The 12,308-nt window shown below is 70.8% G+C and carries 11 protein-coding genes; 8 read left to right on the forward strand and 3 right to left on the reverse strand.

The window, feature by feature from the left end:
* Positions 1 to 15 precede the first annotated feature (15 nt).
* On the reverse strand, positions 16 to 3,381 hold the full coding sequence (locus tag ACFV1J_RS27350) for a S41 family peptidase (protein WP_385862348.1): 3,366 nt from the start codon (positions 3,379 to 3,381) through the stop codon (positions 16 to 18).
* A 326-nt stretch (positions 3,382 to 3,707) separates the two neighbouring features.
* Between ACFV1J_RS27350 and ACFV1J_RS27355 the strand changes: the two genes are divergently transcribed.
* Entirely contained in the window at positions 3,708 to 4,226 is a 519-nt protein-coding gene (locus ACFV1J_RS27355; protein WP_385862322.1) for a DUF6879 family protein, read from the forward strand.
* 92 nt (positions 4,227 to 4,318) lie between these two features.
* On the opposite strand, the gene ACFV1J_RS27360 is transcribed toward ACFV1J_RS27355, so the two are convergent.
* Both ACFV1J_RS27360 and ACFV1J_RS27365 read right to left on the reverse strand, forming a co-directional pair.
* On the reverse strand, positions 4,319 to 4,684 hold the full coding sequence (locus tag ACFV1J_RS27360) for a hypothetical protein (protein WP_385862324.1): 366 nt from the start codon (positions 4,682 to 4,684) through the stop codon (positions 4,319 to 4,321).
* Positions 4,685 to 4,697: 13 nt separating this feature from the next.
* A complete protein-coding gene (locus ACFV1J_RS27365) occupies positions 4,698 to 5,951 on the reverse strand; it encodes a helix-turn-helix transcriptional regulator (protein ID WP_385862326.1) in 1,254 nt (417 codons plus the stop codon).
* Positions 5,952 to 6,137: 186 nt separating this feature from the next.
* Here ACFV1J_RS27365 and ACFV1J_RS27370 point away from each other — a divergent pair, with 186 nt between their 5' ends.
* From ACFV1J_RS27370 to ACFV1J_RS27400, 7 genes are all read left to right on the forward strand, one after another.
* Entirely contained in the window at positions 6,138 to 6,347 is a 210-nt protein-coding gene (locus ACFV1J_RS27370) for a hypothetical protein (protein ID WP_385862327.1), read from the forward strand.
* 282 nt (positions 6,348 to 6,629) lie between these two features.
* Positions 6,630 to 6,764, forward strand: a complete 135-nt coding sequence (locus ACFV1J_RS27375) for a hypothetical protein (RefSeq protein ID WP_267887940.1) — start codon at positions 6,630 to 6,632, stop codon at positions 6,762 to 6,764.
* A gap of 146 nt (positions 6,765 to 6,910) precedes the next feature.
* Complete coding sequence (locus tag ACFV1J_RS27380) at positions 6,911 to 7,939, forward strand: methyltransferase domain-containing protein (RefSeq protein ID WP_385862330.1); 1,029 nt, start codon at positions 6,911 to 6,913, stop codon at positions 7,937 to 7,939.
* Positions 7,940 to 8,083: 144 nt separating this feature from the next.
* Complete coding sequence (locus tag ACFV1J_RS27385) at positions 8,084 to 9,235, forward strand: energy-coupling factor ABC transporter permease (protein ID WP_385862332.1); 1,152 nt, start codon at positions 8,084 to 8,086, stop codon at positions 9,233 to 9,235.
* Position 9,236: 1 nt separating this feature from the next.
* Positions 9,237 to 9,998: a cobalt ECF transporter T component CbiQ gene (gene cbiQ, locus ACFV1J_RS27390; protein WP_385862334.1), complete on the forward strand. Its 762-nt coding sequence runs from the start codon at positions 9,237 to 9,239 to the stop codon at positions 9,996 to 9,998.
* Positions 9,986 to 10,771: an energy-coupling factor ABC transporter ATP-binding protein gene (locus tag ACFV1J_RS27395; RefSeq protein WP_385862336.1), complete on the forward strand. Its 786-nt coding sequence runs from the start codon at positions 9,986 to 9,988 to the stop codon at positions 10,769 to 10,771. The genes cbiQ and ACFV1J_RS27395 overlap by 13 nt, the downstream gene beginning before the upstream one ends.
* A gap of 144 nt (positions 10,772 to 10,915) precedes the next feature.
* Positions 10,916 to 12,121 (forward strand): serine hydrolase domain-containing protein, encoded by a 1,206-nt coding sequence (locus ACFV1J_RS27400; RefSeq protein ID WP_385862338.1) that lies wholly within the window; start codon positions 10,916 to 10,918, stop codon positions 12,119 to 12,121.
* Positions 12,122 to 12,308 lie beyond the last annotated feature (187 nt).

The raw sequence follows: 12,308 nt of genomic DNA on the forward strand, positions 1-12,308 counted from the left end.
ACGGCCCGGGGTGAGTCAGGCCCCCGCCGCCTCCTCGGCACCGCCGCCCGCGCCCCGCGGCGGCAGCGCCGGACGCCGCCGGTCCGGTACGTCCGAGAGGTCCGGGGGCGTCGCCGCCGGATGCCGCTCCAGCAGCTCCAGTGCCGTGCGCACCGCCACGCCCAGCGTCGGATGCCGGCCCTCGGCCCAGTGCAGCGGCGAGCGCAGCGCCTCGATGTCCACCTCGACACCGTGGTTCTCCACGCCCCAGCCGTAGAGCCGGAACCACGCCGCGTTCATCGGGACGGTGATCGTGGTGCCGTCACCGAGCCGGTGCCGGCCGGTCATCCCGACCACCCCGCCCCAGGTGCGCATGCCCACCACCGGGCCGATGCCCTGCAGCTTGAAGGCCGCGGTGATCATGTCGCCGTCGGACGAGGTCATCTCGTCGGCGACCGCCACGACCGGGCCGCGCGGGGCGTTGCTGGTGTACGACACCGGCTCGGCGTCCCGGGTCAGGTCCCAGCCCATGATGGTGCGGGTCAGCTTCTCGATCACCAGCTCCGAGATGTTGCCGCCGGCGTTGCCCCGTACGTCCACGATCAGCGCGGGCATCGACATCTCCATCCGCACATCGCGGTTGAACTGCGCCCAGCCGGAGCCGCCCATGTCCGGGATGTGCAGATAGCCGCACCGGCCGCCGCTCAGCTCCCGCACCACCGCACGGCGCTTGGCCACCCAGTCCTGGTAGCGCAGCGGCCGTTCGTCGACCAGCGGCACCACCGCGACCCGGCGGGCGTGCCCATTGCCCTCCGCGGGGGCGAAGGTCAGCTCGACGGTGGTGCCGCCGGCCGCGGCCAGCAGGGGGCCCGGCCCGGTGACCGGGTCCACCGGCCGCCCGTCGACATGGGTGAGCGCCGAGCCCTCCCGGATGCCCGTACCGGCCAGCGGGGAGCGGGCCTTGGGGTCGGAGGACTCACCGGGCAGGATCCGCTGCACCACCCACCGCCCGTCCCGGCACACGAAGTTGGCGCCGAGCAGACCGATCGCGCGCTGGTAGTGCGGCGGCCCCTCGTTGCGCCGGGCGCCGGTGACGTACGCGTGCGAGGTGCCCAGCTCGCCCAGTACCTCGCGCAGCAGATCGGCGAACTCGTCCGGTGAGGCGACCCGTTCGACCAGCGGCCGGTACTGCGCGAGCACCGCGTCCCAGTCGATGCCGCACATCCGCGGCTCCCAGAAGTACGCCCGGGTGAGCCGGCCCGCCTCCTCGTACGCCTGCCGCCACTCCGCGCCCGGATCGACGTCGTGCAGGATGCGCCGCAGGTCCAGGAAGACCGTCGAATCGCTGTCCGCCAGCTCGGTCGCCGGGACCGCGCGCAGTTCGCCGTCGTCGTTGACGACCAGCCGCGAGCCGTCGCCGCTGAGTGCGAACTCGTCGATCGCGCTGGTGAGTTCGGTGCGCCGCGCCTTGGTCAGGTCGAAGTGCTCCAGGGTCGGCTTGCCGGAGGTGTTGTCGGGGCTGGCGAAGGTCTCGCCCAGCGCGCCGGAGATCGGCCAGCGCAGCCAGACCAGCCCGCCGCCGCTGACCGGTTCCAGGTGGGAGTACTTGGACGCGGCCACCGGGAACGGCGTGACGCGGTTCTCCAGCCCCTCGACCTCCACCAGCACCGTTCCCTCGCCGGTGGGCGGCGGACTCTCGTCCGGGTCCAGCCCGCCCGCCGCGGGCCGGCCCTCCGGCGACAGCGCGAACGGCGACGGCGTCGCCGACGACAGCGGCACCAGATGCGGACGGCAGCCCAGCGGGAACGACAGATCGCCGGTGTGCACGTCGTAGACCGGGTCGAAACCGCGCCAGGACAGGAACGCCAGATAGCGGCCGTCGCGGGTGAACACCGGCTGCTCGTCCTCGAAGCGGCCGTTGGTGACGTCCACCACGAGCCGGTCGGAGAGCCGGGCCATCTTGATCTTCCGCAGCGAACGGCCGATACCGGGGTGCGACCAGGTCAGCCAGCGCGAGTCGGGGGAGAAGGACAGGTCGCGGACCGGGCCGTTGGTGGACCGGATCAGCTCGGTGACACCGCCCGGACCTGCGGCTTCCTCCTCCGCCGAACGGTCCTCCTCGGTCGTCTCCTCGTCCGGCCGGGTCACGTCCACCAGCAGCAGCCGGCCGTCGTGGGAGGCCACCGCCAGCCGCTCGCCGTCCGGCGACGACGTCATCTCGTGGACCCGGCCCAGCTCACCGGCGGCCAGCCGGCGCGGCCGCCCCGGATCACTGGCCCGCGGCAGATTGGCGATCTCGATGGCGTCCGGGCCCTCGGCGTCGGTGACGTAGGCGATCCGGCCGCTGGAGCCCAGCATCTCGGGCAGCCGGACGCGGACGCCCGGGGTGTCGTGGATCGCCCGGGCCGGGCCGTCGCGGTGGGTGAGCCAGTACAGGCTGCCGCGGACCCCGATCGCACTGGCCCGCCCGGTGGCGTCCACCGCGAGCGAGGTGACGTGCGAGGCGGCCGGGACCTGGTAGCTGCGCCGGCCGGCCCGCGGCCCGCCCAGCCGCACCGCCAGCTTCCGCGGTACGGCGTCCGGCCCCAGGTCGTCGATCAGCCAGAGGTCCCCGGCGCACTGGTAGACGATCCGCTCGCCGTCGGTCGAGGCGTGCCGGGCGTAGAAATCGGCGTGATCACTGTGCCGCCGCAGATCCGTCCCGTCCGCCAGGCACGAATAGACATTGCCGACACCCTCATGATCCGACAGGAACGCGATCCGCCCGCCCACGAACATCACCGAGTCCAGATGCCCGTACAGATCCGGCAGCAGCCGGGTCCCGTGCAGCCACATCCGGCCCATCGCCCCGCCCCGGTAGCGCTTCCAGGATGCGGGTTCGTGCGGCGGCTTGCCGGTGAGCAGCAGCGTGCGGCGCTCCCCCTCGAAGTCGGCGACCGCGATGTCGGAGACCGGGCCCCAGGGCAGCTTCCCGCCCGGGCTGCCGTCGGGGGACAGGCTGTAGGCCCACGAGTAGTACGAGAACGGCTGCCCGTGCGAGGACACCGCGAGGATGTGCGCCTGCCCCTCATGGTCCGGCGGCGTCCACCCGCACACCCGGGCATCGGTACTGCCCCAGTACGTCAGCCGCTGCGCCGGCCCCCCGTCGACCGGTGCGAGATGCACCTCCGGATCGAGGCTGCGCCACGTGGTGAAGGCGATATGTCTCCCGTCCGGCGAGAACCGCGGATGCCCGACCCGGGTCCGGTCCACGGTCAGCCGCCACGCCCGCCCCGGCTCCTCCCCCTCCGCGGCCAGCGGCGCCACCCACAGGTCGTCCTCGGCGGCGAAGCACAGCAGATCCCCGTGCAGATGCGGAAAGCGCAGGTACGCCCCGGGCTGCGCCCCCGGCCCGGCCGGCACCCGACGCAGCCGCCCCTCCGTCTCGACGACATCCGTCCCCTGGCGAGGCCCGACGGCCTCGGGTTCATCGCTCACGCACCCATGGTTTCGGGCGGGGGAGTGGGTGGCAACTCGGCCGGGTGGGGGACGGGGATACGGCCGGTCGGGGGACGGGCGACTCGGCCGGGTCGGGGGGCGGGCGACCCGGCTGGGTGTACGTGCGGGGGGCTCGGCCCGGTGAGAACGAGTACGGGCCGAGGGCGACTGGAGCCGCGAGCGCGGAGCGAGCAGGCTCCCCACCCCCCACGTGATGCTGAAGTACATCCCTCGATCGGAGGACTGAGACGGTGAAGTACCCCGTACGTGAAGGGCTCGCCAAGGCGCAGCACTCCGCCGTGCACTTGGAGATGCGCGACATCTACACGCCAGATGATCCCGAGTTCGCACGTTGGCGAGCTGGCCACCGGTACGACAGCGACCCGACGAAGCTGCCGGACTGCTGGGGATCGTGGGGTGACCTGGTGACTGGGACGACAGCGCGCGGAGTCGTCATCAGGCGAGCCCGGATTGTCTCGGAGCCAGTCACCGACTACATCCGGTACGAGCACGACATGTCATTCGCCAACGTTGCGGCAGGCGAGCTGGTCCGATGGCTCCCCCGCCGCAAGGCCGCTGACATTCCGCTGCCCGGCACTGACCTGTGGATGTTCGACAGGAAATCCGTCCTCTTCACGTACTTCTCAGGTGCAGGCGACGTAGTCGACCGAGAATGGCGCACCGAACCAGCTGTCATCGAGTTCGTGAGTCTGGCATTCGAAGCGGTGTGGGAGCGAGCCATTCCGCACGAGGAGTACAAGCCCGTCTGACCCATAAAAAGCCCCTTCTCACGGCATCACCGCGAGAAGGGGCTCCTTCACTCTCTGCTGATCTCCATAGGCGCTGAGGCCAGCGCTGTTGATCAGTTCAGTGACTTTTCGATGGCTTCAAAGATGTCCGTGTCGGTCTTCTGCTGCCACTCCGGCAGATCGCTCCAGTCAGCCACGTACCCGGGCTTCGGGTCCTCGAAGTGCTTGAACATCTGAGCGGTCCAGCACGTCGCGACGAATCGGCTCTTCTGCTCGGGGGTCAGCCGCGACGCGTGGCCGGCGCTCACCTCCAGCAGTTGGCGCACCTGCTCGTAGGCGGCGCCCGCAGCCTGACGCTCCCACTCCGGGGTGTCCTCCCAAGGAGTCACGTAGCCGGGCTTCGGCTCGCCGGGAAAGTGCTCTCGCACACCGGCGATCCATGCCTCACGGAACAGGCGCGCGCCTTCAACCTGTGACATACCTACCCTCTCGTCACGTCGTGCTCAATGCGTCTATCTCCGCCTTCAGCTCGGCCACTCGAACATTCCTGGCCAGAGGGCCGAACTCAGCTCGCAGCCCTTGGAGTCTACGGGCGACATACCCTGACGAGGACGCACGAGCGAGTTGCACGGCCGTGCTGCCGAAGGCGAGAAGTTGGTCGCAGTCGCGGCGCTTGGCGGCGATCGCTGCAAGATCGGCAAATACGGCACCGCGGCGTCGAAACGACTGCCCCTCGGCAAGGCCATCCTGTTCCAGGGCGGAGGTGAGGGCTTTCTCGGCAAGGTCGAGACGTTCCAGCTGTACATAGCGAGCTCCTCGTTCCTCGGCCAGCCGTGAGCCGTCGAACCGAAGCCAACCCCTGTTGCGGCCAGGGCCAAGGGCCAGGACCTTCTCGGCCGTGTCGAGTTCCTGCTCGCATGCCGTCAAGTCGCCCATCCCTGCCTGTGCTTCTGCCTTGACGGAAGCAATCCAATACCGCGTGGGGAGAGTGCTGTCTCCACGCCTGGCGACTTTCTCAGCGGCAGAAAGGATGTCGACGGCCTGTCGGTACCGACGTTCGTACACGTCGACATAGGCAAGCCGCACCAGGGCGCAGGCACAGAGGTCATACGCACCGGCCTCTTTGCTGGCTGTCGCGGCGAGAGTGTAGGAGGCTGCCGCGTCTGTGTAGCGGTTGTTGTCGAAGGCCAGCTCCCCGGCGAGCTGGAACAGCTCACCCGCAGCGCCGCACAGCGCACGTCCCTCCCCGCCAGATCGCTCATCAAGAGCCGCGTTGAGAGCCACCAACTGGTCACGAACGACCAGTTGGACCGACCCCTTGGTACGGGCGAGTTGGTACACCTGCCAGAGGTGGTCGTTCATGCGCAGGAAGCTTGCTGCGGATCGCCGGCGTGTTGCGCTTTCGAGTGCGTCCGCTTCTTCAACGGGGAGAGCTGACAGTGCGCCGGTCACAGCTACGGCACGGAGAAATTCGCGTCGGATCATGTCGTCGGTGTCCCTAGAGCCGTAGGGGTCGCGGGGCGGCAACCCTGCGGACTCCTGTGGGGAGACATGTAACTGGGCCACCAGAACGTCAAGTTCACCAAGGTCGACGTGTAGTACCTCGGCCAGTTTCGGTCGTAACTGCGGCTGAGGCTCCGTCTTTCCGTTCTCCCAGCGGCCAACCGTTGTGCGGTCGACGCCGAGTGTGTGAGCCAACGATTCCTGACTGTAGCCCAGGGCCTTCCGTCGTTCAGCAAGACCCACGCCGACCCCCTTCTCGTCCGTCCCGCTCCTCGGCGAGGTGCACCGCGTGCATCGGGTATGCCTCAAGACTGCCGCATGGATGCCGTGGAGTGGTGTGGGTCATCGCGGTTCCCTTGTTGGTGTGAGCACCAGCCCCGGTGAGATGGGTTGGCGGGCTCTTCCCTCAACCCTTCGAGGAGTTACACCGTGATCTCGCACATCACGCCCGATCGACGAGACATCGTCTACGACGAACGAGCACATCAGGCCGGCCTGCCCGTGACCGTTCATCACCGCCATGGCGTTGCAGAACCTGCCGTTCTCGTCATGGACCCGGGACAGCTGGAGCTGTATGCGCTCCAGCTGGAGCGGGCCATTGCGAAGCGGAAGGCGGCGCGGGAAGGGATGCCCCGATGAGCACTGGCCAGTGGCCGGAGGTCGGCGATGAGGTCGAGTACGACGTCGGTCGCTCCGCAATCGTGACAGACATCAGGAAGGGCATTCCCTACCTGCGGTGCGCCGGACGCCGGGAGTGGCCGGCTGAAGATCTCGAAAGCCTGAGGGTGGTCCGGACGCGGGAGCAGCGGAGCGCGGAAGGTGACCCGTGGTGAGACTCCCGCCCCGGTCAGGGTGGGGCAGCACGACCCCGTTGGGCGTCCTGCCCGACGGTTTCCGTACGAGTCGAAGGAGGATCCGGTGATGACGGGAGCGATCGTGTGGAACGGCGGTGAGGGCGGCAACGGGGACGGCCATCCCGGTCAGCCCTGGGAACCTCCTCCACCGCCACCCCCGGACGGTGAAATGCCCGAGGGCGACGGGAAGCACCGCAAGTGAGGCGCACCCCTGAGCAGGAAGGCCGCGCCGGTGACGAGCTGGCGCGGTCTCTCGTAGAGTCCGGAGCCCTGACGCCCCAGTGGGCGGAGACCTTCAGGGAAGTACCGCGCGCGCTGTTCCTGCCGGATCTCGTCTGGTCACATGACATGGCCACCGGCCGCAATGTCCCCATTTCCCGTAGCGACGATCCGGAAGAGTGGGAGCGCGCCGCCTATGCGAACGTTCCTCTCGTCACTCAGTGGGACGACGGCAGGCATACGGGCACTCAGCCGGGCAGTGTGCCGACCAGTTCCGCGAGCATGCCGTCGGTCGTGGTCTCGATGCTCCGTGATCTCGACGTGACCGACGGTATGCGCGTGCTCGAAATCGGTACCGGCACCGGCTGGAACGCCGGGCTGCTCGCCCACCGGCTCGGCGGCAGCAACGTGGTCAGCGTCGAGATCGACGCCACCGTGGCCGAGCGGGCCCGCGCCGCGCTCAAGCGCGCCGGACTCAGCCCCGAGGTGATCCATGGCGACGGCCGGGCGGGGTGGTCGGCGGGGGCGCCGTATGACCGCGTGATCGTCACGGCAGGCGTACGAGGGATTCCGTCGGACTGGCTGGAGCAGACCGGGCCGGGCGGCATCATCCTCGCCCCATGGGGGACCCACTACACCGATCAGGACGCATTGGTCCGGCTGTCCGTGAGGGAGGACGGAAGTGCGAGTGGGCCATTCCTCCGCATGGTGGAGTTCATGAAGTTGCGGGACCAGCGCCTCGACTGGAGCCGGTTCCACGACTACGTACCGGAGTTCCCCGGGGAAGCGGACGTGTCACGGACTCGGATCGCCCTGGTCGACCTGGGGGACCGCTACGAGACCGTGCGGTTCGTAACGGGGTTGTGTGTCCCCGGCTGCGCCCACGTCGTCAACCGCTCGGACGAGGAGACCGGGAAGGCTTGGTTCTTCGACCTGGCGAGTCGGTCGTGGGCGGCCGTCGAGTTCCGGAGCGGTACGCCGGACGCCGTGGTGTACCAGTCGGGACCCCGGCGCCTCTGGGACGAGGTGGAGCAAGCTCTCGCTTGGTGGAGTGATCGCGGCAAGCCCAGCCTTGATCGTTTCGGGCTGACGATCGCGTCGGACGGAACCTTCCACCCGTGGTTCGAGCGGCCGACACAGGCCCTCCCGTTCGGCTGACGTTCCCGAGAGGGGCCACGTAAGGGCAAGGTGGGCGCCCGCTCCGGGTGCCCACTCCCGTTCCGCATCCCGGGCGCTCTTGCAACTTGGTTGCAGTAACCACCACCATTGGCTGGTTGTAGACCCTGAAGCGGAGAGCCTGAGATGCACGTACCCGATGGATTCATCAATGCGCCGGTGTCGGTGGCGGCCGGCGCCGTTGCTGCGGTGGCGGTTGCGGTCAGCCTGCGTGGGGCGCGGCGGGAGCTGGCGGGGGCGGGGCAGGGCGTCGGGGCGGGGGCGGAGCGGACCGCGCCGCTGGCCGGGCTGGTGGCGGCGTTCATCTTTGCCGTGCAGATGCTGAACTTCCCCGTGGCGGCCGGTACCAGCGGGCATCTGCTCGGCGGGGCGCTCGCCGCGATCCTCGTCGGGCCGTACACCGGGGTGCTGTGTGTCTCGGTCGTGCTGCTCATGCAGGGGGTGCTCTTCGCGGACGGCGGGCTGACCGCGCTGGGCGTGAACATCACCGATATGGCGATCGTGACGACCGTGGTCGCCTATGCGGTGTTCCGGCTGCTGGTGAAGGTGCTGCCGCGACGGCGCAGCTCGGTGACCGTGGCTTCGTTCGTTGCGGCGTTGGTTTCCGTGCCCGCTGCCGCGATCGCCTTCACCGGGGTCTACGCGCTCGGGGGGACCGCCGAGGTGCCGATCGGGAAGGTGTTCGCCGCGATGGTCGGCGTGCATGTGGTGATCGGGATCGGTGAGGCGGTGATCACCGCGCTGACGGTGGGTGCGGTGATCGCGGTGCGGCCCGACCTGGTGTACGGGGCGCGTGGTCTCGCCAAGCCGTTGGAGCTGCGGACCTCGCCGCTGGCCCCGGAGGGCGCGGGCACACCCGTACCGGCCGCCGCTGCCGCCACGACCGCCGCACCGCGCCGTTCCGTTCGCCGTGTGTGGCTGGCCGGGGTCGCCGCGGCGCTGGTGTGCGCCGGCGGTCTCAGCTACTACGCCTCCGCCAGCCCCGACGGCCTGGAGAAGGTCGCCCACGACCAGGGCATCGACGCCAAGACCGAGGAGCACGCCACCAAGGACTCGCCGCTCGCCGACTACAGCGTCAAGGACATCACCGACCCGCGGCTGGCCGGCGGCCTCGCCGGGGTCATCGGGGTCGGCGCCACCCTGGCCGTCGGCACCGGTGTCTTCGTCGTCGTACGCCGCCGCAAGAACGCCGTGCCGGGCAACGAGGCAACGCCGGGCAACGAGGCAACGCCGGGCAAGGGCGCCGTGCCGGCCGCCGAGCGCACCGGGAGCGTCTGACATGGGCGCCGGCCACGCGCACAAGCTCTACCGGCACGGGCACTCGCCCGTGCACGGGCTGCCCGCGCACTGCAAGATCGCCGCGGTCTTCTGTTTCGTCCTGATCGTCGTCTCCACCCCGCGCGAGGCGGTCTGGGCCTTCGGGCTCTACGCGCTGCTGATCGCGGCCGCCGCCGGGGCGGCCCGGGTCCCGGCCGGGTTCCTGCTCAAGCGGCTGCTGATCGAGGTGCCGTTCGTCGCCTTCGCCGTGCTGATGCCGTTCGTCGCCGAGGGCCCGCGGATCCACGCGCTCGGGCTGAGCCTGAGCGGGTCCGGTCTCTGGGGCGCCTGGAACATCCTCGCCAAGGGGACGCTGGGCGTCGCCGCGTCCGTGCTGCTCGCGGCCACCACCGAACTGCGCGAACTCCTCCTCGGCCTGCAGCGCCTGCGGATGCCGCCGCTGCTCGTCCAGATCGCCTCCTTCATGATCCGCTACGGCGACGTGATCACCGACGAGATGCGGCGGATGCGGATCGCCCGGATCTCCCGCGGCTTCGAGGCCCGCGGCGTACGCCACTGGGGCGTGCTCGCCAAGTCCGCCGGAGCGCTGTTCATCCGCTCCTACGAGCGCGGTGAACGGGTCCACCTCGCCATGGTCAGCCGCGGCTACACCGGCACCATGCCCGTCATCGACGCCGTCACCGCCACCCGCACACAATGGACCCGCGCGGCCGCTCTCCCCGTGGCCGCGCTCGCCGTCTGCCTCCTGGGATGGACCCTTTGAGCACCGCAACACCCGCCGCCGCGCCCGCCCCCTCGCTCGCCGTCTCCGGCCTCGCCTACGCCTACCCCGACGGCCACCAGGCGCTCTTCGGCGTCGACCTGACCGTCGCCCGCGGCGAACGCGTCGCCCTGCTCGGGCCCAACGGCGCCGGCAAGACCACCCTGGTCCTGCACCTCAACGGGATCCTCGAAGCCGGCGCCGGCAGCGTCGCGGTGGCCGGGCTCCCGGTCGCCAAGCAGCACCTCGCGGAGATCCGCCGCCGGGTCGGCATCGTCTTCCAGGACCCCGACGACCAGCTGTTCATGCCCACCGTCCGGGAGGACGTCGCCTTCGGCCCGGCCGCCGCGGGCCTGCGCGGCGCCGAACTGGACGCCCGGGTCACCGAGGCGCTCGACCGCGTCGGCATGGGCGAATTCGCCGACCGCCCGCCGCACCACCTCTCCTTCGGCCAGCGCCGCCGGGTGGCCGTCGCCACCGTCCTGGCCATGCGCCCGGAGATCCTCGTCCTCGACGAGCCGTCCTCCAACCTCGACCCGGCCTCCCGTCGCGAACTCGCCGACATCCTGCGGTCGTTGGACGTCACCGTGCTGATGGTCACCCACGACCTGCCGTACGCGCTGGAGCTGTGCCCGCGGTCCGTCGTGCTCTCCGGTGGCGTGCTGGTCGCCGACGGCACCACCCAGGAGCTGCTGTGTGACGACGAGCTGATGCGCAGCCACCGCCTGGAGCTGCCGTTCGGCTTCGACCCGCGCTCGGTCACCGTCCCGCAGTGAAGCCCCCCGGTCCGTAGTGAAGCCCCCGCCCGCAGTGAGGACGCCTCCGGGCACCGCTCCCCTGTGACGAACGCCACGGGCCGAGGCCCTGGTCATCAGCACCGATCCGCGCGTTGCACCATTGATGGGTCACCAAAGCGACGGATGAATGGGAAGCGGGAATCAGTGGTGGACGTCCAGGGCACGGTCGAGGACGGCTTCGAGCCGGTCCGGGACGCCTTCATGGCCAACTTCGCGCGACGCGGAGAGCGGGGGGCGGCGGTCGCCGTCTACCGGCACGGGCGGAAGGTCGTCGACCTGTGGGGCGGTACGAAGGACGGTGACGGCGCGCCGGACGGCACGGCCGCACCCTGGGAGGCCGGCACCGCCCAGGTGATCCGGTCCGCGACCAAGGGCATCGCCGCCGTCGTCCCGCTGCTGCTGCACCAGCGCGGACAGCTCGACCTGGACGCGCCGGTCGGCACGTACTGGCCCGAGTTCAAAGCCGCCGGCAAGGAACGCGTCCTCGTCCGCCACCTCCTCTCCCACCGCGCCGGACTGCCCGTCCTCGACACCCCGCTCACCCCCGCCCAGGCCCTCGACGGCACCAGCGGCCCCGCCGCGATCGCCGCCCAGGCACCCGCCTGGGAGCCGGGCACGGACCACGGCTACCACGCCCAGACCTACAGCTGGCTGCTCGGCGAACTGGTGCTGCGGGTCACCGGCCGCACCCTCGGCACGTGGGTCGCCGAGGAGATATCCGGGCCGCTCGGCCTGGACCTGTGGATCGGCCTGCCGGACGCCGAACAGTCCCGGGTCGGCCGGCTCGCCCCCGTCACACCCCCGCAGCCGCCCGCCGCCAGCGGCCTCCGTGTCCGCCCCAAGCGGACCGTCGCCGCGGCGTACGAGGACCCGACCTCCCTCACGAGCCGGGCCTTCGCCGCGATCTCACCGGGCCCCGACGAGAACGACCCCGCCTACCGCGCCGCCGAACTGCCCGCCTCGGCGGGCGTCGCCACGGCCCGGGCGCTGGCCCGCTGTTACGCGGCGCTGATCGGCGCGGTCGACGGGCATCCGCGGCTCTTCGCCCCCGCGACCCTCACCCTCGCCCGCACCGAGGAGTCCGCGGGCCTGGACCGCACGCTCCTGGTCTCCACCCGCTTCGGCCTCGGCTTCATGCTCCACGGCCCGGCCTCGCCGCTGCTCTCCCCCGGCTCCTTCGGCCACCCCGGCCGCGGCGGCGCGCTTGCCTGCGCGGACCCCGAGAGCGGGGTCGCCTTCGGCTATGTGACGAACGGGATGCAGCCGGGGGTCACGGCGGACCCACGAGCGCGGGCCCTGCTGGGGGCTGTCGCCCACGTAGTCGGCTGACCCGCCGCGGGGGATGCTGTTCTTCCGCCTTCGGCGGGGTGGGGTTGTTGGGCCGGGGGCGCCTGGTGGGTTTTGGGTTGCGGGTTCGGCCCTCCGGCGCCTGTTGTGTGGACTGCTTCGCTTTACGTCCACACAACAGGCGCCTCCGGTCCGCCCCCCTGCGTACGGGGGGGCGCCCCCCCCCCGG

It is taken from the genome of Streptomyces sp. NPDC059649, from assembly GCF_042734445.1.
GTDB lineage: Bacteria > Actinomycetota > Actinomycetes > Streptomycetales > Streptomycetaceae > Streptomyces.

Coding starts and splice junctions, on each gene's coding strand:
- ACFV1J_RS27380 (WP_385862330.1), top strand. CDS start 6,911: ATGGCCACCGGCCGCAATGTCCCCATTTCCCGTAGCGACGATCCGGAA.
- cbiQ (WP_385862334.1), top strand. CDS start 9,237: ATGGGCGCCGGCCACGCGCACAAGCTCTACCGGCACGGGCACTCGCCC.
- ACFV1J_RS27375 (WP_267887940.1), top strand. CDS start 6,630: ATGACGGGAGCGATCGTGTGGAACGGCGGTGAGGGCGGCAACGGGGAC.
- ACFV1J_RS27360 (WP_385862324.1), bottom strand. CDS start 4,684: ATGTCACAGGTTGAAGGCGCGCGCCTGTTCCGTGAGGCATGGATCGCC.
- ACFV1J_RS27385 (WP_385862332.1), top strand. CDS start 8,084: ATGCACGTACCCGATGGATTCATCAATGCGCCGGTGTCGGTGGCGGCC.
- ACFV1J_RS27395 (WP_385862336.1), top strand. CDS start 9,986: ATGGACCCTTTGAGCACCGCAACACCCGCCGCCGCGCCCGCCCCCTCG.
- ACFV1J_RS27400 (WP_385862338.1), top strand. CDS start 10,916: ATGAATGGGAAGCGGGAATCAGTGGTGGACGTCCAGGGCACGGTCGAG.